Below are 20,031 nucleotides of genomic sequence, written 5' to 3'. Positions count from 1 at the left end.
GTTGCCATCCGAAAGCGGAGTAGACCCTCAAAAATCTAGAGGAGCCACCTCAGATCGCACCTCTAGATTCCAAAGGAGATGAGCGGCCCGGGTGAAGGCTAGCCCCGAGCCCTACCATCCAAACCGTACGCAAGAATAGGATCAGATTGGAAGGATCCTGATGGCAGAATTCCCTGCTCCACGCGAAGGCATCGTTCTCACCCATTTCGTCGTCTCAGCGGACGTCGACCGTTCAGCGCGGTTCTACTCCGAGGTTCTGGGAGGAGAGATTGTGATGAGTGGCGGACCGACGGTGGTTCAGCTCGCAAACTCGTGGATCATCATCAACGGCGGCGGCGGTCCAACCGAGGACAAACCAACCGTCACCCTCCAGGCCCCCACCGACCCGGATCTAGTCAATGCCTTCCTCAACATTCGCGTCGCCGACGTGCAGACCATCTACGAAACCTGGACCGCTCGGGGCGCGCAATTCCTCACGCCGCCCATCGATCGCGGCGCCGAGATCCGCTGCTACCTGCGCGATCCCGACGGACACCTGATCGAGGTTGGACAAGCAGTCAATCGCTAGCACCTTCGCAAACAAAGGGACGTGAAACGACTCATGAGTCTGACGTCGCGAGTCCGAAATGGGAAGGGAGGCTGCGCGCGCACTCGTTCACGTCGCAGCGCGGACCGGTGCCGCATCGTCGACGGGAGCAGCTACGGAGAGGTGGGCAAGCGCGGGATCGTCGCAGTGACCGGGTCCGATCGGCCCACCGCCGAAGAGAAGATCGAATGCGTCGAAACCGTCATCAAACTCGGCGACGACGGATGGGCAATCGCCGCCCACCCCACCACACCCATCGGGAAACTAACCAGACGCGCAGCCGACGCCATGAACGCACCCTTCATCGACCTGCACTCATCTGCGATGCCGGCACTTTTGGCTGGGAACCCACCTTCATCCTGAAGGATCAGCTACGCGACTGGAAACGCTTCGGCAAGCGCGCGATGAGACCTGTGTACGGCTTCCGTTGGGAGCGATCCCGGTCTCGTGATCTCGCCGACTGCCTTCTTCGGCCAGAGCACCCGAATGCCCGAGATTGTGAAGTCCCCACCAATAAGCGGCCAGTCTGCTTCTACGAAACAGAGCATGCCGCCGACCGGGACTTCGCCGAGATTCGCCTTGTCCAGCGCGGCGCGCACCTTGCTGATCTGGCCTTTGATACCGGCGACAAGCTTCGTCTGATCGCGTGACCCGACCATGAGCTTCTCGACTCGAGGCCGGAGAAAGCCGCCTTCGATTCGAAGACTGGGCCGGCCAGTGTATTTCTTCGCGTCGATCACGAAAACACCCAACGAGGAGACAACGATGTGATCGATATTCGCTTTCGTCGGAGGGATCCGCCGGTCGTGGAGCACGAACGTTGTTTCGTTGACGAGTCCATCGAGTCGATGGCCGAGAGCGACCTCGCCGGCCGCGCCAGTCGCCCAGGCTTTTGTGCTTTGAGGCTCATCGGTGATGGCGAGCAAGAAGCCGCCGATGTGAGGGTGCGCCTTACGGACTCGCTTCTCGCGCTTGTTCTTACGACGCTCATACTCCCGCCGAGCGGACGCGCCGGCCGATCCCGAGTCGAAGGCGACACTTGCGGTGTGCCCATCCGGACTCGCTGGATCCGCGAGGGGCACTACTTGCGAGTGGTTGGTAGGCGAAGGCGGAGTTTCCCAGAGAGCCGTAGCTGCGCAGGAAAGGCACTGAACAGTTTTCGAATCTCGAAAGAACATGGCTCGCGTTCCAGCGGGGAGCTCACCCCCACAAATGCCGCATTGGCCTGCGTAGCGAAGCGACATCATCTTGGATGTGGTGACTGGATCCGAATTCATCATCTCCCTATCGCAGACGGCCGGCTTAGGTCGACGCTATTGGAGAAATAGATACCGGATTAGTCCCAGTTCGGGCTACCTTGAGCTGCGCCAATGACACCCCTGCTGGGACCTGCGCCCAGCGGTCTTCGTCGATACGGTCGTTCTCAATGAGTATTCAAGAGCACAACGTACAGACCGCTTCGTTGCCGTTCCGAGCGGCGCGGACCCGGAATGAGGTCTGGGCTTGCGACAACGCCGCAGCCTTCGGCATTGCCTTTGGTGAAGCCTGCCCTAACATATGGGCGCCCATCGCCGACTGGACACCCATGATTCAAAATGCCGCGGCCGGCGAAGCCCGCAAACTCGTCAAGCAGATCAGCACCGAGACCCGCCAGTGGGTCTTCTACCTCGGATTGGCTGCCGCGATCGGGGCGGTGCTGCTTGTCTTTGCGTCGATCTCGCGCGAGAGCTCAACAGGGTTAGGGTTTCTGGCGGTGTGGTTCGTGTGGACCGTGCTTTGGCTGATTGCCTATCTGGTCAGCCGCGCGCGGGATCGTCGCGTGAAGCAGATTCAGGAAGAGCGGTTTCAATGGCTCGTTCAGGTCGTGTGGACGATGGCAACGAGCCAGATCGTCAACATGAGGTCGAGAGCCTCTCAATATGCCCCGGCAGCCGATTCAACGTTTGTCCCTTCAAGCGCACCACCGGCCCCAGCGGCGTTCGGCGCGTCTGACGCCGGTGCTCTTGACCTCGTTGCAAGTTGGATGCAGTACCTCGGTGAGGCCGACGCCAAGCCGCTCGACTCGTTGACCGTAAGCTCACTGCACTACCTAGCTGCCGTCTACAACGCTCCCGAGGCTATGGTTCCAGGCCAGCTTTACGCGCTCGTTGGCCGAGCGGCAGCGGACGGCCGGAAGCCGCTCGCATTCACGGCGACGGAATGTGCTGATGAGGCGATCGCCTATGCCAACGCCGTTGCTCTCCCCGTGTTTGAATACGACGCGGTAAAAGGAACGCTCGCGGCGCGAACACAAGCTGCGGCCGCGTTGTTCAAGACCGGACTCTGAGCGGCGACCTTTCTAAAAGACCGGTCTCAGAACGGTCCCTTTTCGCTATTAAGGGGTGCAGCCGCACTCTTCGGTAGATCATTTAGATCAGCCACAGATCTGCAGTGATATGCAGGACCCGTAAATCACGCAGAAGGCTATCTACTTCAAAAGACCACGATTGATTTAGCAAACATCAAGTGGCTCACGTTAGCGCGCCTCCCTGTTGTGGGGGAAGAGGCATCCCGATTTCCGGCTATATGTTGGAAGCACAGACACGCCCTTACGGAGGTGCTGGATACCATCGAAGGGCTCCGATGACTGAAGCAATATTCCTCCTCGCCGTGGCAACGACGAGGAGGGCGAGTCGATGACGGACGAGCTGGCACCCGATACCCGCTCTGTTCGCGTGTTTCCATCTTTGACGCAAACCCGTTGGCAGAAACTGACTGAATGGCCATTGCTCGCGGCAGCTGCGGTCTTTCTCGCCGCGTACTCGGTCCAGGTGATCGGGAACCTTTCCGACCGTAACGCTGCCCTCCTGAACGGGATCATCTGGCTGACCTGGGGCCTATTCATCGTCGACTATCTGGCGCAGCTCGTGTTAGCTCCGCAGCGCGGGCGCTGGTTCTTCCGCAATCTGCATGAGGTAGTCATCCTTGCGCTGCCGGCGCTTCGGCCGTTGCGCCTCCTGCGACTGGTCACCGTTGTCCGTGTCCTCCAACGATTCGCCGGGTCCACCCTGCGCGACAGGGTCCTTTCCTACGTGTTGGGCTCTGCGATTCTTCTCACTTATGTCGGCGCACTGGCCGTGTTGGATGCAGAGGAGAACGCACCTGGCGCGAACATCAAGAACTTTGGGGATGCGCTGTGGTGGGCAGTAGTCACCATCACCACCGTCGGGTACGGTGACCACTACCCGATCACGGCCGTCGGCAGACTGGTAGCAGTCGGCCTGATGGTCGGCGGTATCGCCGTCATCGGCGTCGTCACAGCATCCGTCGCATCCTGGCTCGTTGAACAGGTCCGGACAACGACGGCGAAAGAGGCTAAGACGGCGGACGCCGGCGTCGAGGCCCAGCTAGCGGAGATCCTGGCGCTCCTAAAGGAACAAAAGGCAGCCAACGAGAACGATGACGCAGTCAGGATTCTAGGAGCGGTCCCAAACCGGGTTCTGGAAACGGATACCACCTCACGATGACGACAACCCCTCGGAGACGCTGGCCTTTCATCCTGCTCAGTGCTGTCGGCGTGTTCGTCGTCTTCCTGGTCATCATCGGACTCGCCTCCAACGGAACCTCTCCGACCAGCGCGACTTCCACGCCAGCAGCGGCGGAGAGGGTGCCTTCGACGACTGCAGCATCCAGCGACCCGAAAGCGACTCCCAGCCCGACACAGGTCGCGAAACCCGCCATTTCGGCGCCGCTGCTGGCCTCGAAGCCTGCGCCCGAGGGGCTCCGCCAGGATCACACCGTGAAAACCGAAACGGTCGACATTAGCCTTAGCCCTGGTCAGTGCCACGTCCGTACCGTCAACGCCGCCGCCGGCGACTTCCTCCCCGATCCATCCTGCACTCCCGGCGCGATCGACCCGGCAGTCACAGAAGCGACGATCGGCTCAACGATCTGTGTCTCGGGGTATACGACAACTGTCCGGCCCTCGACGTCCGTGACCGGGCCAGCGAAGACGGCATCCCTTGCCGACTACGCTATGACGGCGAGCCGAACAACCGAATACGACCACCTCGTACCGTTGGAGCTCGGCGGGGCGTCAACAGTGTCTAACCTGTGGCCCGAACCGAACGACTCCACCGCTACCAGCATCAACAACCCGAAGGACGCCGTCGAAACCGCGTTGAAGAAAGCCGTCTGCGCTCACAGGGTCCAACTGGCTGCCGCCCAGAACGGGATGGCGGCCAACTGGGTTACGGCAGAGAGCGCGCTCGGGATCGGTTGACCGGGACGACATAACGTGGCCCTTCAGCTGGCGGCCTAATCAACCTGGGTTCGCACCGAGCGCTAGGCTGAGCGCTTCCTCGCTATCTTTGAGCTGCCCAAAGGGCGGCTGACCGGGATCCCAGGGATTCAGACGGATAGATCGAAGAGCGGCAAGGAAGAGGCTCATCAGGCGAACTCATTGCCCCAGGGTGTATCGCGGTGCGCCACGTCATGCTGCGCCTCCAAGTAGCTGGTCCAGCCTGTTGTCGCCGCCGCAAGAACCGATCCCACCGTGACGATCGGCAACGCCCAGACAACAGGGTTCGCCCACTCGCCGTCAGTGAAAGCGATTCCGAATGCGTTCCAAACCAGTACGCCGCAGACAAGGAGCCCCCAGGCCCACAGCACTCCCCTGGCTGTCTCGGTCGCCTTCGCATAGGTCACTCTGTTGGCCCCTCGAATCCTGAAGGCCCACCATGTCAAGACGACCGCGGCACCCGTTGCCGGAACGAACAACGCAACAGCGACCGCTGCATGAGTTGGGTTCGACCAGTGTGGCGCCAACGTCTGCAACATCAAGCCGTCCAAACCGATCGGGATAAGAAACAGCCCAGGAATGTTGTCTCCAGTTGGATAGAACTCCGTCAGCCCGATTTGGAGGAGTGCCAGAGCACCAGCAAGCAGCACCAGTCCGAGACCGCCTTCCGTGGGAGCCCAACCAACGACGGCAACGGCCAACGCCGCAGCAAAGAGGATTACCGACGCTACGAGGAGCCACACACGAAGCTTCCGACTAGTTCTACGCGTTCCGCGACGGTGCAGAAATGGCTGAAACTGGTAGCCGATCCCTATCGCGAATCCAGCAACGATCGATAGAACCGGCGGGAGAAACGGAATTGCAGCCGTGAGTGGTACCGCGATGATTAGTCCGACTGCCAACGCAAATAGCGCCCACCCCAACGTGGATGCCCATGGACCGCCTCGCACAGAGGAGAGCGAGTCAACGATTGCCATCTGGTCAGCATAGAAGGGACACCGAACCCTCCCCAGTCCTAAAACGGGGGCGCCCTCGGGTGTTCCAGAACGTCGGCGGGGCAATAAATAGGCCCGCGCCTGCGCGCCCGGCGCCTACCCAACTCCGGCAGCTCCGCCAGGCCTCGGACCAACTGCGATGGGTGAGTGGTCAAACGTGCCCACATGAGCCAAAAGTATCCCTACTACGCAACAGACCATGAAAATTCGCGGCGGACTAGCACCTTATTTATGCTGTATTCCATTCTGGAAGCCGCTCGATCCATTCGTGGTGAGGAGGAAGCCCCACGCGAGATGAGAGGGCTAACTCCCTGTAATGCGCGGGCAGGAGGACCGGAGCAACGCTCTGGTCTTTCTCGAGGAGGTCCCAGCGGTTTTCGTATCGGCCAAACACGCTTGCCAAGACACGAGCACGCTCGACTGGCGCGTTCCGCTGGCCGCTTGGAATTCCCGGCTCGGTTAGCCAATTCATGTGAGAAATCCAAGCCGCAGCAGCGACATGCAAGCGGGGCACAACAAAATCTCGGGGCGACGCGCTGGGGTCCTCTGGCACAGCGACCAGCACAAAATACTCTCGTTCGTGCATGCTCGGCCCTTGGGATTTCGGCCCAATGGGCCAGCTGACGAGGCTTGGGTTCAGGCCGCGGGCAGTCTTAACCTGAATCTCAACAAGTCGCCGGTCTTCACCCTTTGTCAGTACTGCGAGAATGTCCGTGCGCTCCAAACCGTCGCGCGTAAGGGCAGGTGCCCATCCGCGGCGCGCAAGCTCCGAGGCCACATGATGCTCGCCGATAGTCTTCGTCTGCTTAGTGTCTGTCACGAGATTGAGGTTAGCCGCGAACGACTTGGAGTAAGTGGCACCGTAGTCCGGATTCCGCTACCCTCCACGAGGTGGTCAAGAGGGTGAGGAACATGAAGGCCGTCTGCCAGTATTCGCAGGTGACGGATTTGGAGATCCGAACCCTACTCAGTGAATCCCTGCGAGCACCGATTGCAAGATGATCCCCATGTGACTCGCACCGGCGACGACGGCGACGCCGATCAGGAGCAGGCCGCGCACCACTAAAACGACGAGGAGCCGGCCTGTGGGTCCCCACCCCGACTGAACCGCCACTGTGATCGCCGACCACATGCCCGCCCTGCGGTCGTACTTAGACCTCCGACTTTTCGATGCCATGGTCGATCACCTCCTTGATGCCTGCCCGTGGGGACTCGCGCCGCCTTCTGGCGCTTCCTTGACCAGTAATCCATAAAAGGCGAGAACGATCCACTATGATAGAACCACGCTTTAACCAGCCAGACACTAAGCATTCTTTCAGAGCTACGAGAAGGTTTCTGGCCGGTTAAAGCGTTCAGAACGATTCGACATAGTCGGGAGTGTCCTTTGGTCATAACCGCTGATTTCACCCGCGCTCCGACAGGGAAGGAGCGGTCGAAGCTTGAGGCACGACTCCACCGACTCGATCGACAAGATCATCTCCAACAGATCGATCGGATCTACGAGTCGATGCGCGGTGACCTTCCCTCGACCGGGCTGATTGTTCGTTCCGGTTTCTCATTCCGCGAGAAGGACATCGGTACTGGTGCGTCAGATCGAAAGGCCCCTCCTCACGATCAGCGGCCATCCGCCACACGACTCATGACCAGCCGAGGCGCCGCGCTTCGGTTTGCCCTCACGCTTCTCGCCCTCGTGCAGACGAAGCGTAGGCCAGGCGCAAAGGCGCGGCTGGGCGACCTAGGCATCCAAGTTGTTGGCAACTCGAAAGAGCTCGGATGGACCGACTTAATCGCGGCTGATGCAACCGACAGCAAACACGGCGTCAACTATTTGACAGCGCGCGACAAGCGTGCGCGCACCGTGCGAAGCGCGCTCACGACCTTGAAGGCCGCGGGGATCGTCTCAATCCAGGGAACCCCCGGCACGCGCAATCGCTTCGAGGATTTCGACCTTCTCAACGAGCGCGGAATCGAAGCCGTTGGGGAATCCGAAGAGTACCGGGTGCCCATTCGTAATGAGCCGACATTCACAATGCCTACAGGTTTTGTGTCAAACGGCTGGTTGCACGTCCTGGAAGATTCCGAGATCGTCCTTCTCCTTATGGTCGCGTGCGGAAGAGGTGGGTGGCCCGAAAACGGGCTTCTTGCGCTTCCCGCCGAAGTGCGGTTGATGCAATACGGAATTCATCGAGACGCATACTCATCGGCAAGAAAGACGCTGGAATGGTTCGGTCTCTTAGAAGTTGAGGAGCTGGGACGGCACGGCGACGGCAGAGCGGAAAATTCCGAACTTCGCGTCCACAGGCTCGGACTGGTATTAGCTGGGTTCGAAGTGCCAGCGGCGCCGATAGTGATCGACGCCCTTCGAACTCAAATCGCCCGCACTTAGAGCGCCACCCAGCTCCGGCAGTCGTATCTGGATTCTCGGCAGTCGTCTAGCAGAGGTATCGGCATAGGGCGGACTCAATTACGGCCGATCGCCCCTTCCGTTGCCCCTGAAAACGTGACCTCAGGCGGCAACGTATTTCGGGGTCATCCGTCGGTGGCAGTGTTTAGGATCGATACCATAGGTATGAGATTCGCCTTCGGGGGTACGAATGGGCTCAGTTACCGCATACGAAACCTCGGCCGGAAAGCGCTACCGAGTTCGCTACCGAAAGCCCGATCACTCCCAAACGGACAAGCGTGGCTTTCGGACAAAGCGCGAGGCAGAGCTCTTCCTCGCCACTGTGGAACTGTCGAAGGCGCAAGGCTCGTACCTAGACCCGGTCGAGGCGCGAATCACGGTCGGAGAGCTTGGCGCCGAATGGCTCGCGAACAAGGAGCAAGCGCTCAAACCATCAAGCTACTCACCACTCTCGACGGCTTGGCGCGTCTACGTCGCTCCACGTTGGGCAGGAACATCCATTGGCCGAATCCGTCCTTCGATGGTCGAGCAATGGGTCCGGGAGCTCGGTCAAGGTAAAGCGCCGACTGTGCGTGCTCGTGGCGAGCATTCCAACAAGCCGCGATCCTCGAGCGTTGTCATCCGGGCCGTCGGGATTCTCGCCGGCATTCTTGATGTGGCCGTGCGAGACGGTCGCCTCGCGCGAAACCCTGCACGCGGGCTGTCGAATCTGCCGCGAAAGGTGACGAAGAAGCAGCGCCGGTATCTGACAGACAACGAGGTCTTCCGGTTTGCGGAATCCGTCCACGATCCAATGCGAAGCACACTGATTCTCACCCTCGCCTACACGGGGATCCGGTGGGGCGAAGCCGTTGCTCTCCGCTGCGCGGATATCGATCTCGATCGCCACCGTATTCGGGTCCGAGAGTCTGCGACGGAGGTCGAGGGCTACATTCACGTCGGACCACCGAAGAGCTGGGAAGCCCGAACCGTACCCTTTCCCGCGTTCTTAGACTCTTCGCTCGCACAGCTATGCGCGGACAAGCCTCCCAACGCTCTGGTCTTTGCCGGCCCGCTGAACGGTTACCTCATGCGACCGGACACCAGCGAGAGCCGACAGTCCTGGTGGCTGACCGCCCTCCGAGATGCCGGAATCGATCGGCTGACGCCTCACGACCTGAAACATACTGCCGCGAGCCTTGCGGTCAGCGCCGGCGCGAACGTCAAAGCACTCCAGCGGATGCTCGGGCACAAGTCCGCGGCGATGACCTTGGACACCTACGCCGATCTCTTCGACGATGACCTGGGCGATGTAGCAGAGCGTTTGAATGACCGAGTCATGTCCAAGAATGTGGGCAAAATGTGGGCACGGGTTCAAATCGAAGAGGAAAAATCGTCCAAATCTACCGTCTGATCAGCACTTTCTTTTGGACCCAAAAGTGCCCCTGGAGGGACTCGAACCCCCAACCCTTTCCTTAGGACGGAACTGCTCTTCCATTGAGCTACAGAGGCTGACCACCCGAGTTTACCGGAGCGTGACCTGCGGTTCGGCTCCAACGGGTCACCCGCATGGTTGAATCAGCCATGCGCTCGGTCATCGTCCACGCCTCGTGCGCGACGGCGCCCGGATGCGAAGACACCTTCACGACCTTCGACATCCCCCAATGGGCCGTCATCATCGTGATCGCCGTCGGCCTCGCACTCATTGTCGGCACAGCCGTCTACTTCACCCGCCGTGGTCGCTGAGCCTCAACCCTCCGATACGCCTCCAACGTATCCCGCAGCGCCTGCTCCACCGGCGTAGCCGTCACGCCGAGGCGGGAGGCGATCGCCGTGCTCTCGACGATGAATGGCTCCTCGAACAGGTAGTCCATCTCGACAAGGTCGCGCACGGTGGGGTTGAAGATCCCGACGGTCCGCAGCAGCAGCGGCGAGATCCGGATGCGCGTCGAGCACAGCGGCGCGGGAGCCAACGCGGGGTTACGCTTGCCAGATGAGCGACGACGCATTGCGAGCCACCAGAAACACCTTGGACGAACTGCTTTTGACCGAGTCCGACCTCATCGGCGGGGACCGGATCGCTCGCCGGTTCGCTGAGCTTCGGGCGAACATCGCGGCGATCTCCGACGATGAGCCGTGGCTGAAGACGTGGCTCGAGGAGGAGTGCAGCAGAGGCGGCGCGATGTTCGTCACCGCGAAAGAGGATCGCGGCAGGAACGGCTCGCTGGATGCGCCCGCCAGCGATGCGAATTCGCGCACCTCGATCATCCGCCGTTTCAACGCATGGAGCGAAGAGGTCGTCGCCCACATCGATGCCTACAGGAAGCCCGGACGCACCGAAAGCCACCTCCGAGCGGTGCTCGTCGACGCGACGCCTTCCGCGCCCAGCGTCGCTTGACCTAGGCCTGACTTAGGCCGCAGGCGCCAAGTACCCTTCCCACTTCGGTTGCGTGCTCTCCACCCCGCGCACCACCCACGACACGTCGTGCGGCATCCGCGGATCCGACCGCAGCGACCAGCCCATCTCGGACGGCGTGCGGTCGCTCTTCAGGTTGTTGCAGCGCAGGCAGCACGCGACCAGGTTCTCCCAGCTGTCCGCTCCCCCGCGCGACCGCGGCATGACGTGGTCGATCGTGGTCGCCGTCTTACCGCAGTAGGCGCAGCGGTGACCGTCGCGCCGGAGCACTCCCCGTCGGCTCACTGGCACGGATCGTCCGCGCGGGATGCGCACATAACGCGTCAACAGGATGACCGCCGGCCGATCGTAGCTGCCGGAGGTTCCCCACACCGGGTGGTCTTCGTCGATCTCGACGACCGTGGCTTTCTGATTCATCACGAGCACGAGAGCCCGCTTGAAGGACACGACGGCGAGCGGCTCGTAGCCGGCATTGAGGACCAGTGTGCGCATATCAACCCTTTCTGAACCGGCTGGATGGCTTCCAGACGTTCGGCGGAATGACAGCGGTCGGGATGCGGGTGCAGGCAAACAAAAAGGGCACTGTCACACGGACAGCGCCCATCGAAGCCACGGAATGGTGGCGGCAGGTTTGACTGCTGTGCCGTAGGTAGAAAAGGCCGCGCGCGTCCGCGGTGTGGACGCTGCACGACGTAACCATGTGGCACTCCCGGGATCTCTCACGGTGTCAGGGCATCAGGCTAACGCAGAATCGGCGCGCCACATATTCGAGGCGCGCCGATTCCGTGCTGTGAAACACACTGTTCACACAGTGTTGCCGGCCCGTTCGGGTCAGCGGGGAGACTGCAGGTGGATCAGATTCCGAGACGCACGACGTAGTAGCCAGAGGTCCAGATCGGGCGGATCGAGATCTCGCGACCAGAGTCGGGTGCGTCCATGATGTTGCCGTTGCCGGCGTAGAAACCGATGTGGCCGGGCATGACGATCAGGTCGCCGGGAACCGCATCCGCGATCGAGATGGTCTTGCCTCGTGCTGCTTCGCCCGACACGGAGTGCGGGAGCGAGATGCCGAACTGCGCGTAGACGAACATCACGTAACCGGAGCAGTCGAACCCGGCAGGGGTCGCGCCGCCGAAGACGTATGGGGTGCCGATGTACTGTTCGGCGACCTTGAACACCTGGGCGAGGCTGAAGTTCGGGTACGGCGGGTGGGCGAGGAAATCGCTGACCGACGGGCCGGAGTACGCCTTGCTGTAGGCGGCGAACTGCACAGCGACCCGCTGGCGCTCGGCTTCGGCCTTCTGGTTCGCGAGTGCCGCTTCGGTTGTGGCGCTGGCCGCATCGCGGGTGACGGCAGCCGTGGTGACGGACTGCGAGACCTCCACGCTCTGCGGCTGCGCCTTCTTCATGCCGTTGATCGCCGACGTCTTGAACTGCGCGCTCTCGGCGGTGGCCGGGTTGAACGCGTAGGCGGGGATGGCCATCGTGGCGATCAGGCCGGCCGCGAGGGTCATGACTGCGACGTTGATGACGCTGCCTTTGACGCGTTTACGCGATGCGGGCTTCTTCGGCGCCACAGCGGGAACGGCGACGGATGCGCGGGGAGCGGATGAGCGCGAGGCGACATTCGAGGCTTTCGCCGGCTGAACTGCCGGAAGGGCCGCCTTCGCGGTGCGATCCCTGGACGAGGACTCGGCAGCCCTGAGCGACCTGCGCGTGGCGAAGTCGTTCGAGGGTGTTGCGTTAGGGGTCGTCGGATCAGGCTCGGGAGGATTCTTCTCAGAATCGGGTGTACCTAATGGGGCCAAGGTATAAACCTCCTGCGCTCCAACAGCACTAGGTAGCTGCCCCGTCCGTGATGCTTATAGCTTCGGCTTCGCGAAAAAGGAGACGGTATTGGGGGTGGGAGCGTCCTCTTCCGGGTCCAGCGGCCGGCTTCTGGCCTGTGAACTCGTTCGACAATACGGGGTTCTGCACGGTTTGTCACATCCCCCAAAGGGGTTTTTAACAAACTGGTAACAGTTATGCCGCGTCTGCGAAGATGTGTGCCGCGAGTTCGTTGGGCAGTTCGAGGCCGGCTTCGTACCCGTCGATCTGCACGAGAACGTACGAACCGGCGGCAGAGAATGTGCCGGTCGAGCCCGGAAAGACACCGGCCTGCTTGAGCTGGAGGAGGAGTTCGGGATCGACCTGGGCCGGTTCGCCGAGGCGACGGATGCTGGCAGTCACCCCGGAATTCTGCCCCGCCACGAGATCGACGAGGTTCAGGAGACCCTGGGTCGACCGCGGGTCGGGCACGTCGCCCAACTCGTCGAGGCCGGGGATGGGGTTGCCGTACGGCGATTCGGTGGGGTGCCCGAGCATTGTGAGCAGCTTGCGCTCGACCTGCTCGCTCATCACGTGCTCCCAGCGGCATGCCTCTTCGTGCACGTACTCCCACTCGAGCTCGATCACATCGCTGAGCAGACGCTCGGCGAGGCGGTGCTTGCGCATGACGTGCACGGCCTTGCGCCGGCCGTCGCCGGTGAGTTCGAGGTGCCGGTCGCCGGAGACGACGACGAGGGCGTCGCGCTCCATGCGCCCGACGGTCTGCGAAACGGTCGGACCGGAGTGGCCGAGGCGCTCCGAGATGCGCGCGCGCAGCGGCACGATGTTGTCTTCTTCGAGCTCGAGGATGGTGCGCAGATACATCTCCGTCGTATCAATCAGATCGGTCATCGCCACCTCCGCCTCAGCGCCCAGAATTCAGGCGTAAACACCGGTATAGAGCCTACTGGCTGGGCATGACAGCCTGGCCCCACCTATCCACAAGTGCCAATAGACTCGCTTTATGCCGGATGTGACCATTCCTTCTGAACTGCTGCCCGCCGACGGTCGATTCGGCGCTGGGCCGTCCAAGGTCCGCAGGGAGCAGGTGGAGTACCTCGCGGGCGCCGGAGCGTCGCTGCTGGGCACCTCGCACCGGCAGGCACCTGTCAAGGATCTGGTCGGTCGCACCCGCACCGGTCTCGCCGAGCTGTTCCGCATCCCTGACGGCTACGAAGTGGTGCTCGGCAACGGCGGCTCGACCGCGTTCTGGGATGCTGCCGCGTTCGGCCTGATCGAGAAGCGCAGCGAGAACCTCGTCTTCGGCGAGTTCAGTAGCAAGTTCGCCGCGGCGTCGAAGGCTCCGTGGCTCGAAGCGCCGCACGTGATCGAGGCTCCGGCCGGCTCGCGTGCAGAGGCCCAACCGGTCGAGGGCGTGGATGTCTACGCGTGGCCGCACAACGAGACGTCCACAGGCGTGATGGCGCCCATCCGCCGTGTGAACGGGGACGCAGGAGCCCTGACCGTCATCGACGCGACCAGCGCGGCAGGCGGCGTCGACTTCAACGCATCCGAGACGGATGTCTACTACTTCGCGCCGCAGAAGAACTTCGCGTCGGATGGCGGGCTCTGGTTCGCGCTCTTCTCCCCCGCCGCGATCGAGCGGGTCGAGCGCATCGCAGCGAGCGACCGCTACATCCCCGAGTTCCTCAGCATCAAGAACGCGATCGACAACTCGCGCCTCAACCAGACCCTCAACACGCCGGCGATCGCGACGCTCCTCCTGCTGGAGAACCAGGTGGAGTGGATGAACGCGAACGGCGGCCTCGCCTGGTCGTCCGCGCGCACGGCCGAGTCCTCGGGCGCACTCTACGACTGGGCCGAGCGCGTCGACTACGCGACACCGTTCGTCGCGAACCCGGAGCACCGCTCGCAGGTCATCGTGACCATCGACTTCGACGACGCGATCGACGCGTCCGCCATCGCGAAGACGCTCCGTGCCAACGGGATCGTCGACACGGAGCCTTACCGCAAGCTCGGCCGCAACCAACTGCGCGTCGCGACGTTCGCCGCGATCGAGCCAGATGACGTCCGCGCGCTCATCTCGTCGATCGAGTACGTCGTGGAACGCCTCGGCTGAGCCGGATGCGCACCACCGGATGAGCGGACGATGAGACTCTGGCTGCGTGACAGCGAGCGCCGGCCCGATCCGGTGCCGGTGGCGACGGACGACCGGAAGGCCATTGCGACGGGCCTGGTGCTGTGGCTCGTCGCACTGGTGCTAGTCCTGGTCTTCGCCGTTCCGCTCGCTGCCGCCGGCAACGGCTGGTGGCTCTGGACCGTCGTCATCGGCGTCGGTCTCGGCGTCGTCGGACTCGTCTACGTCAGCATCAAGCGCCGCTGACTCCTCGGCCTCGAGGTCGAGCGCGGTGTCGATGTCTGCATCGTCGTCGAGTTCGGAATCGTCGAAGTCGATGTCGATGTCGACACCGTCGATGTCGCCGCTGTGCAGGACGGGAACAACATCGCCGTCCTCATCATCGTCGTCATCGTCGTCGTCCTCATCGAGATCGTCCGCGTCGTCCTCCGACTCGTCGCCCTCGTCGTCGTCCTCATCCTCGTCGTCCGACACGGCTTCGGCGGCAAGCGCCTCCTGGGAGGCCTGGTAATCGGCGAGGCGCTCCGACCACGGCACCCAGTCCGGGGCGAGAAGCGATGTCTCGCCGGGCATGAGCTCTGTCTCGAGCACGACCGGCTCCGCCTCGCCGTCGACACGCGAGATCGTCACAGACCAGCGCCAGCCGGGATAACCGGGCAGCGCGGCGTCGAAGAGCAGGGTGAGCACGTGCGGTGCCTCGACGATGTGGCCGACCACCGGGCCGACCGTCTCCGCCGGGGTGGCGTCGAGCAGCGCGGCCCTCGCGAGGTCGACGGAGTCGAGCAGTTCGGCGTCGGCGTCGAGCGGCTCCGCGGCGGCGATCGGCTCAGCGTCAACGATCGGCTCAGCGTCGGCGTCAGCGATCGGCTCAGCGTCAGCCGCCGGCTCGACGTCGGCTGCGTCCGCTTCGACGTCAGCAGACGTCGCCGCCGCGTCGGCGGAGGTCAGTGCTTCGTCGGCAGGATTCTGCTGGTCGTCAGGCATCCAGGTCGTCCGCAACCCGGCGGAGCACGGCCGCGATCTTCGCGCCGTGCGCTTTGTCGGGGTACTTGCCGCGCTTGAGGTTGGACCCGATGCCGTCGAGCAGCTTCACGAGGTCTTCGACGATGATCGCCATGTCGTCGGCCGACTTGCGGCTCATCTTCACGAGGCTGGGGGGCGCATCCAGAACGCGCACCGAGAGTGCCTGCGCGCCGCGCTTGCCGTCGGCGATGCCGAACTCGAGCCGTGTGCCCGATTTGACCACGGTGCCGGCGGGCAAAGCCGAGGCGTGCAGGAAGACCTCCTGGCCGTCATCGGAGCTGATGAAGCCGAAGCCCTTCTCGTCGTCGTAGAACTTGACCTTGCCGGTAGGCATGGGAACCTCTTTCACATGGGGAATCTTGTGACCAACCTCAATTATCCTTGATTTCGTGACCCAACAGACCCCGCCGGCTCCGAGCCGACTCCAGCGCACCCTTGCGTTCATCATCGCCGGCCTCTTCATCCTGTCTGTGCTCGCCATCGTGGCGATCATCGCGGGCACGGCCATGGGCGCGTTCGCAGCTCAGGGTTCGGGGAGCGGGATCTGGCCCACCATCTTCTTCATCCCCCTGATCGGGCTGCCGATCGCCTTCGTTCTCCTCATCGTGGTGCTCATCGATAGTTTCCGGCAGAGGAGCCGAGCGAATCGCGATTCGCAGCGCTGACGCCGGGCTGACTGACGTGCACGGGCGATGGAGCCTCCGATGACGAGTGCACTGTCCCTCGCCGCCCGCCTGCGTGCGCTCGACGATGATGCGCTCATCGCCATCATCCAGCAGCGCGGCACCCCCCGCTACGGCGTGTCCGATTTCTTCGATCTCGCCGATTCGCTTCTCGATCGCGAGTCGGTGCAGCGCGCGGTCACAGCCTTCGACCGGCCGACGCTGGCCGTCCTGGCGGCGCTGACCGCATCCGCGCCCCTGACCCCCACAGCTGTCGCAGCCGCACTCGAGGACGGCGGCGCGGTTCCGGTGCAGTCGACGGATGCGGTCCGCACGCGACTCGAGACCCTCGCATCCGCGCTGCTCATCTTCTCCGACGGCGACCTCTACGCACCCTACGATTCGGTGAGCGCGCAACTCGCGGCCTGGCCGACCATCGGGTTGCCCGGTCCTGCCGCGCTCATCCAGGCTCCCCCTCCGCCGGCGCTGGCGCCCGTGCCCGATACGGAGCAGCGCTTCACCGACCGTCTCGCCTCCGAACGAGCGTTCACCGCCGTCTCGACGGTCACCGAACTCATCGCCGAACTGACACGCGAGGGCGCCCGCGAACTGCAGAAGGGCGGCCTTGCGCTGCCCGCCACCAAACGCGTCGCGGCCGCGCTCGCGGTCGATGTGTCCGATGTGCCGGCCGTCGTCTCCGTGGCCGCACGGGCCGGCCTGATCGCGCAGGAGAGCGCGACCTGGCTGCCCACCGACGCGGGGTCGGAGTGGCAGTATGCGCCGACCGCAGAGCGCTGGGAGGGCCTCGCGGTCGCCTGGCGCGATGCCCTGCCGGCCGACCTGCGTGGCGTGCTCGCCGAACGCACGCACGCCGCGTGGGGCGACAACCTGCGGGAATTCATCGGATGGGCGTATCCAGCGGGCGGCGCAGCGCTGCAACTGCGCGTGGCGGCCTACACGCGCGACGCGGAATGGCTCGGGATCACGGCACGCCACGTGCCGAGCTCGGCGGGAACCCTCCTCCTCGAAGCACGGCCGGATGATGCGGCCGCGTCGATCGGGTCGCTGTTCCCTCCCGAGGTGAACCGCGTCTACCTGCAGCACGACCTGTCGGTCGTCTCGCCCGGTCCCCTGGTGCCGGCGGTGGATGCGCGTCTGCGCACGATCGCCGACGTGGAGAGCCGTGCCCTCGCATCCACCTACCGGGTGTCTGCCGGCAGTCTCGGTCGCGCGATCGCGGCCGGCGAGACGGCGGACACCATTCGGTCGTTCCTCGCGGAGATCTCGCTGACCGGGGTCCCGCAGCCGCTCGACTACCTGATCACGGACGCGGCCGAACGGTACGGTCGCGTGCGGATCGGCGACCTCGAAGCGGTTCGCGCCGCGGGCGGTGTGACCTATGACACCGAGAACGGCGCCCGAACGGTCGTCCACTCGGAGGACCGTGAACTGCTGAAGACGATCGAGGTCGATCAGGCCCTCAGGGCGATCGCCCTCATCCGCACGAGTGCGACCCGGCTCGTCAGCAGGTTCGCGCGGGATGTCGTCTTCTGGGCCCTCAGCGACGCCCGCTATCCGGTGGCCGCCGAGGATGCCGATGGCACGATCGTCGGGCTGCACCGGCACCGGGTCGCCCGGCAGGCCGAGGTCGCGGAGGCGAACCCGGCTGCGGCGCTGGTCGCCCGGCTGCGCGTTGCGGAGTTGGAGGAGGAGTCCGACACCAGCGAGCAGTGGCTGGCCCGCCAGATCTCCAGCGCGATCCGGGGCAAGACCCCGATCGCGGTGAGCGTGGCGATGCCGGACGGCCGTGTGGTCGAGTACCTGCTCGAGCCGACCGGGATCGGCGGCGGCCGGTTGCGCGGCCGGGACCGCGAGGCGGACATCGAGCGCACGCTTCCCTTGTCGAGCATCCAGGGCCTGCGGGAGGGCGACGCGTTGTAGCCGCGCGGCCCGAGCGGGCCGTGCGCACCGGGCCGGCCGGACCGACCTGGCCGGACCCTCCGGACCAGCCGGACCTGACCCGACGATCCGGACCGGCCGGATCCAGAAGGCGTTCGTCCGCCGGGCGTAGACTTCCTCCTTATGTCCGACGGCCCACTGATCGTCCAGAGCGACCGCACCGTTCTCCTCGAGGTGGCGCATCCCGCTGCTGAAGACGCGCGCCACGACCTCGCCATCTTCGCCGAGCTGGAACGCGCGCCCGAGCACATCCACACCTACCGGATCACCCGGCTCGGCCTGTGGAATGCGCGGGCTGCAGGCCACACCGCCGAGGACATGCTCGCGACGCTCGAGAAGTACTCGAAGTTCCCGATTCCGCAGACGGTCTCCGTCGACATGGGCGAGACGGTCGCGCGCTACGGACGGCTCATCATCGATCGCGCCGACGACGGCACCCTGGTGCTCCGGTCCACCGATCTCGCGGTCCTGACGGAGATCGCCGGCGCCAAACGGGTCGCTCCCCTCCTCGTCGAGCGCCTCGACGACACGACGTTCGCGGTCGCCGCCTGGGCGCGCGGGCAGCTCAAGCAGGAGCTCGTGAAGCTCGGCTGGCCCGCCGAGGACCTCGCCGGCTACACGCCGGGGACGCCGCATCCGATCGACCTCGTCGAAGACGGCTGGCACCTGCGCGACTACCAGAACAAGGCGGTCTCCAGTTTCTTCGACGGCGGCTCCGGCGTTGTCGTGCTCCCCTGCGGCGCAGGCAAGACCCTGGTCGGCGCGGGCGCGATGGCGACGTCGAAGACGACCACGCTCATCCTCGTCACCAACACGGTGTCTGCGCGCCAGTGGCGTTCAGAGCTCCTGCGCCGCACCACGCTCACGGAGGCCGAGATCGGCGAGTACTCCGGCCAGGTGAAGGAGATCAGGCCGGTCACGATCGCGACCTACCAGATCCTCACGGCGAAGCGGAAGGGCGAGTACGCGCACCTCGCCCTGCTCGACGCGCTCGACTGGGGACTCGTCGTCTACGACGAAGTGCACCTGCTCCCCGCGCCCGTCTTCAAGCTGACCGCTGAGCTCCAGGCCCGCCGCCGCCTCGGCCTGACCGCGACCCTGGTGCGGGAGGACGGCCGCGAGGGCGACGTCTTCAGCCTCATCGGCCCCAAGCGGTTCGATGCTCCGTGGAAGGAGATCGAGGCGCAGGGCTTCATCTCCCCCGCGGCCTGCTACGAGGTGCGCATCGACCTGCCCCAGTCGGAGCGGCTCTCCTACGCCGCCGCGGCCGACGAGGAGCGGTACCGGCTGGCTGCGACCGCTCCGGCGAAACTGGATGTGGTGCGCCGCCTCGTCGCCCGGCACGACGGCGAGCGCATCCTCGTCATCGGGCAGTACCTCGACCAGATCGACGAGCTTGCGGATGCACTGGATGCGCCGCGACTGACCGGCGCGACGCCGATCGACGAGCGCGAACGCCTCTACCAGGAGTTCCGCGAGGGCATCACGCCGGTCCTGGTGGTCAGCAAGGTGGCGAACTTCTCGGTCGACCTGCCCGAGGCGACCGTGGCCATCCAGGTCTCCGGATCGTTCGGCTCGCGACAGGAGGAGGCGCAGCGGCTCGGACGGCTGCTGCGCCCGAAGGAGTCCGGCCTGTCGGCGAACTTCTACACGCTCGTGGCCCGCGACACCGTCGACCAGGACTTCGCACAGAACCGCCAGCGCTTCCTGGCGGAGCAGGGGTACAGCTACACGATCCTGGACGCGCACTCCCTGGCCGCGTGA

General features: G+C 64.0%; 21 protein-coding genes, 1 tRNA gene and 1 pseudogene. 14 read left to right on the top strand and 9 right to left on the bottom strand.

Annotated elements, in window-relative coordinates; translation table 11 throughout:
- Nucleotides 1-160: 160 nt before the first annotated feature.
- Together ACV7NN_RS16365 and ACV7NN_RS16360 are read left to right on the top strand one after the other, a co-directional pair.
- Nucleotides 161-568 carry a VOC family protein gene (locus tag ACV7NN_RS16365; protein WP_463350617.1) on the top strand — a complete coding sequence of 136 codons (408 nt, stop codon included), beginning with the start codon at nt 161-163 and terminating at the stop codon, nt 566-568.
- A 165-nt stretch (nt 569-733) separates the two neighbouring features.
- On the top strand, nt 734-949 hold the full coding sequence (locus tag ACV7NN_RS16360) for a hypothetical protein (RefSeq protein ID WP_463350616.1): 216 nt from the start codon (nt 734-736) through the stop codon (nt 947-949).
- 8 nt (nt 950-957) lie between these two features.
- Here the strand turns inward: ACV7NN_RS16360 and ACV7NN_RS16355 are convergent, their stop codons facing one another.
- The gene (locus ACV7NN_RS16355) at nt 958-1,512 is read right to left on the bottom strand and encodes a nuclease-related domain-containing protein (RefSeq protein WP_463350615.1); all 555 of its coding nucleotides are present in this window, start codon (nt 1,510-1,512) and stop codon (nt 958-960) included.
- A 500-nt stretch (nt 1,513-2,012) separates the two neighbouring features.
- Between ACV7NN_RS16355 and ACV7NN_RS16350 the strand changes: the two genes are divergently transcribed.
- The 3 genes from ACV7NN_RS16350 (at nt 2,013) to ACV7NN_RS16340 (ending at nt 4,847) form a co-directional block, all read left to right on the top strand.
- A complete protein-coding gene (locus tag ACV7NN_RS16350; protein WP_463350614.1) occupies nt 2,013-2,912 on the top strand; it encodes a hypothetical protein in 900 nt (299 codons plus the stop codon).
- 349 nt (nt 2,913-3,261) lie between these two features.
- The gene (locus tag ACV7NN_RS16345) at nt 3,262-4,092 is read left to right on the top strand and encodes a potassium channel family protein (protein WP_463350613.1); all 831 of its coding nucleotides are present in this window, start codon (nt 3,262-3,264) and stop codon (nt 4,090-4,092) included.
- 50 nt (nt 4,093-4,142) lie between these two features.
- Nucleotides 4,143-4,847, top strand: coding sequence for a hypothetical protein (locus ACV7NN_RS16340; RefSeq protein ID WP_463350612.1), 705 nt, complete (start codon nt 4,143-4,145; stop codon nt 4,845-4,847).
- A 167-nt stretch (nt 4,848-5,014) separates the two neighbouring features.
- Here the strand turns inward: ACV7NN_RS16340 and ACV7NN_RS16335 are convergent, their stop codons facing one another.
- Nucleotides 5,015-5,842, bottom strand: coding sequence for a hypothetical protein (locus ACV7NN_RS16335; RefSeq protein WP_463350611.1), 828 nt, complete (start codon nt 5,840-5,842; stop codon nt 5,015-5,017).
- A gap of 1,402 nt (nt 5,843-7,244) precedes the next feature.
- Here ACV7NN_RS16335 and ACV7NN_RS16330 point away from each other — a divergent pair.
- Together ACV7NN_RS16330 and ACV7NN_RS16325 are read left to right on the top strand one after the other, a co-directional pair.
- Nucleotides 7,245-8,246 (top strand): hypothetical protein, encoded by a 1,002-nt coding sequence (locus ACV7NN_RS16330; protein WP_463350610.1) that lies wholly within the window; start codon nt 7,245-7,247, stop codon nt 8,244-8,246.
- 208 nt (nt 8,247-8,454) lie between these two features.
- Nucleotides 8,455-9,657, top strand: coding sequence for a tyrosine-type recombinase/integrase (locus tag ACV7NN_RS16325; protein WP_463350609.1), 1,203 nt, complete (start codon nt 8,455-8,457; stop codon nt 9,655-9,657).
- A gap of 26 nt (nt 9,658-9,683) precedes the next feature.
- On the opposite strand, the gene ACV7NN_RS16320 is transcribed toward ACV7NN_RS16325, so the two are convergent.
- A tRNA-Arg gene (locus ACV7NN_RS16320) sits at nt 9,684-9,755 on the bottom strand.
- Between the two features lie 57 nt (nt 9,756-9,812).
- On the opposite strand from ACV7NN_RS16320, the gene ACV7NN_RS16315 reads away from it, so the two are divergent.
- A complete protein-coding gene (locus tag ACV7NN_RS16315) occupies nt 9,813-9,989 on the top strand; it encodes a hypothetical protein (protein WP_463350608.1) in 177 nt (58 codons plus the stop codon).
- Here ACV7NN_RS16315 and ACV7NN_RS16310 read toward each other — a convergent pair.
- Nucleotides 9,965-10,216, bottom strand: a complete 252-nt coding sequence (locus ACV7NN_RS16310; RefSeq protein WP_463350607.1) for a hypothetical protein — start codon at nt 10,214-10,216, stop codon at nt 9,965-9,967. The two genes, ACV7NN_RS16315 and ACV7NN_RS16310, sit on opposite strands and share 25 nt — an antisense overlap.
- A 20-nt stretch (nt 10,217-10,236) precedes the next feature.
- On the opposite strand from ACV7NN_RS16310, the gene ACV7NN_RS16305 reads away from it, so the two are divergent.
- Nucleotides 10,237-10,641: a hypothetical protein gene (locus ACV7NN_RS16305; protein WP_463350606.1), complete on the top strand. Its 405-nt coding sequence runs from the start codon at nt 10,237-10,239 to the stop codon at nt 10,639-10,641.
- Between the two features lie 12 nt (nt 10,642-10,653).
- On the opposite strand, the gene ACV7NN_RS16300 is transcribed toward ACV7NN_RS16305, so the two are convergent.
- The 3 genes from ACV7NN_RS16300 to ACV7NN_RS16290 all read right to left on the bottom strand — a co-directional run bounded on the left by ACV7NN_RS16300 (nt 10,654) and on the right by ACV7NN_RS16290 (nt 13,377).
- Nucleotides 10,654-11,151: an HNH endonuclease gene (locus tag ACV7NN_RS16300; RefSeq protein ID WP_463350605.1), complete on the bottom strand. Its 498-nt coding sequence runs from the start codon at nt 11,149-11,151 to the stop codon at nt 10,654-10,656.
- A gap of 362 nt (nt 11,152-11,513) precedes the next feature.
- Nucleotides 11,514-12,173: a C40 family peptidase gene (locus ACV7NN_RS16295; protein ID WP_463350604.1), complete on the bottom strand. Its 660-nt coding sequence runs from the start codon at nt 12,171-12,173 to the stop codon at nt 11,514-11,516.
- A gap of 508 nt (nt 12,174-12,681) precedes the next feature.
- Nucleotides 12,682-13,377 (bottom strand): metal-dependent transcriptional regulator, encoded by a 696-nt coding sequence (locus tag ACV7NN_RS16290; protein WP_463350603.1) that lies wholly within the window; start codon nt 13,375-13,377, stop codon nt 12,682-12,684.
- A 112-nt stretch (nt 13,378-13,489) separates the two neighbouring features.
- Between ACV7NN_RS16290 and serC the strand changes: the two genes are divergently transcribed.
- Together serC and ACV7NN_RS16280 are read left to right on the top strand one after the other, a co-directional pair.
- Entirely contained in the window at nt 13,490-14,605 is a 1,116-nt protein-coding gene (gene serC / locus ACV7NN_RS16285; protein ID WP_463350602.1) for a phosphoserine transaminase, read from the top strand.
- 30 nt (nt 14,606-14,635) lie between these two features.
- Nucleotides 14,636-14,806, top strand: a pseudogene (locus tag ACV7NN_RS16280) (DUF2530 domain-containing protein); the annotation flags it as partial.
- On the opposite strand, the gene ACV7NN_RS16275 reads toward ACV7NN_RS16280, so the two are convergent.
- Nucleotides 14,747-15,607, bottom strand: a complete 861-nt coding sequence (locus ACV7NN_RS16275) for a DUF3027 domain-containing protein (protein WP_463350601.1) — start codon at nt 15,605-15,607, stop codon at nt 14,747-14,749. The pseudogene ACV7NN_RS16280 and the gene ACV7NN_RS16275 overlap by 60 nt on opposite strands.
- Nucleotides 15,600-15,980 (bottom strand): cold-shock protein, encoded by a 381-nt coding sequence (locus ACV7NN_RS16270; RefSeq protein WP_345761711.1) that lies wholly within the window; start codon nt 15,978-15,980, stop codon nt 15,600-15,602. The genes ACV7NN_RS16275 and ACV7NN_RS16270 overlap by 8 nt, the downstream gene beginning before the upstream one ends.
- Before the next feature lie 55 nt (nt 15,981-16,035).
- Between ACV7NN_RS16270 and ACV7NN_RS16265 the strand changes: the two genes are divergently transcribed.
- The 3 genes from ACV7NN_RS16265 to ACV7NN_RS16255 all read left to right on the top strand — a co-directional run bounded on the left by ACV7NN_RS16265 (nt 16,036) and on the right by ACV7NN_RS16255 (nt 20,031).
- Nucleotides 16,036-16,311 (top strand): hypothetical protein, encoded by a 276-nt coding sequence (locus tag ACV7NN_RS16265; RefSeq protein ID WP_463350600.1) that lies wholly within the window; start codon nt 16,036-16,038, stop codon nt 16,309-16,311.
- Between the two features lie 39 nt (nt 16,312-16,350).
- A complete protein-coding gene (locus ACV7NN_RS16260) occupies nt 16,351-18,249 on the top strand; it encodes a helicase-associated domain-containing protein (RefSeq protein WP_463350599.1) in 1,899 nt (632 codons plus the stop codon).
- Between the two features lie 141 nt (nt 18,250-18,390).
- On the top strand, nt 18,391-20,031 hold the full coding sequence (locus ACV7NN_RS16255) for a DNA repair helicase XPB (protein ID WP_463350598.1): 1,641 nt from the start codon (nt 18,391-18,393) through the stop codon (nt 20,029-20,031).

The organism is Leifsonia sp. Ger2509 (assembly GCF_055231915.1).
Note: the sequence above shows the minus strand (reverse complement) of the source record. Positions and strands in the feature narration are given on the sequence as shown.

What these genes read in the sequence shown, in the direction of transcription:
- ACV7NN_RS16365 (WP_463350617.1), top strand. Translation starts at nt 161, where the DNA reads ATGGCAGAATTCCCTGCTCCACGCGAAGGCATCGTTCTCACCCATTTC.
- ACV7NN_RS16350 (WP_463350614.1), top strand. Translation starts at nt 2,013, where the DNA reads ATGAGTATTCAAGAGCACAACGTACAGACCGCTTCGTTGCCGTTCCGA.
- ACV7NN_RS16345 (WP_463350613.1), top strand. Translation starts at nt 3,262, where the DNA reads ATGACGGACGAGCTGGCACCCGATACCCGCTCTGTTCGCGTGTTTCCA.
- ACV7NN_RS16335 (WP_463350611.1), bottom strand. Translation starts at nt 5,842, where the DNA reads ATGGCAATCGTTGACTCGCTCTCCTCTGTGCGAGGCGGTCCATGGGCA.
- ACV7NN_RS16325 (WP_463350609.1), top strand. Translation starts at nt 8,455, where the DNA reads ATGGGCTCAGTTACCGCATACGAAACCTCGGCCGGAAAGCGCTACCGA.
- ACV7NN_RS16315 (WP_463350608.1), top strand. Translation starts at nt 9,813, where the DNA reads ATGGTTGAATCAGCCATGCGCTCGGTCATCGTCCACGCCTCGTGCGCG.
- ACV7NN_RS16305 (WP_463350606.1), top strand. Translation starts at nt 10,237, where the DNA reads ATGAGCGACGACGCATTGCGAGCCACCAGAAACACCTTGGACGAACTG.
- ACV7NN_RS16300 (WP_463350605.1), bottom strand. Translation starts at nt 11,151, where the DNA reads ATGCGCACACTGGTCCTCAATGCCGGCTACGAGCCGCTCGCCGTCGTG.
- ACV7NN_RS16295 (WP_463350604.1), bottom strand. Translation starts at nt 12,173, where the DNA reads ATGACCCTCGCGGCCGGCCTGATCGCCACGATGGCCATCCCCGCCTAC.
- ACV7NN_RS16290 (WP_463350603.1), bottom strand. Translation starts at nt 13,377, where the DNA reads ATGACCGATCTGATTGATACGACGGAGATGTATCTGCGCACCATCCTC.
- serC (WP_463350602.1), top strand. Translation starts at nt 13,490, where the DNA reads ATGCCGGATGTGACCATTCCTTCTGAACTGCTGCCCGCCGACGGTCGA.
- ACV7NN_RS16275 (WP_463350601.1), bottom strand. Translation starts at nt 15,607, where the DNA reads ATGCCTGACGACCAGCAGAATCCTGCCGACGAAGCACTGACCTCCGCC.
- ACV7NN_RS16270 (WP_345761711.1), bottom strand. Translation starts at nt 15,980, where the DNA reads ATGCCTACCGGCAAGGTCAAGTTCTACGACGACGAGAAGGGCTTCGGC.
- ACV7NN_RS16260 (WP_463350599.1), top strand. Translation starts at nt 16,351, where the DNA reads ATGACGAGTGCACTGTCCCTCGCCGCCCGCCTGCGTGCGCTCGACGAT.
- ACV7NN_RS16255 (WP_463350598.1), top strand. Translation starts at nt 18,391, where the DNA reads ATGTCCGACGGCCCACTGATCGTCCAGAGCGACCGCACCGTTCTCCTC.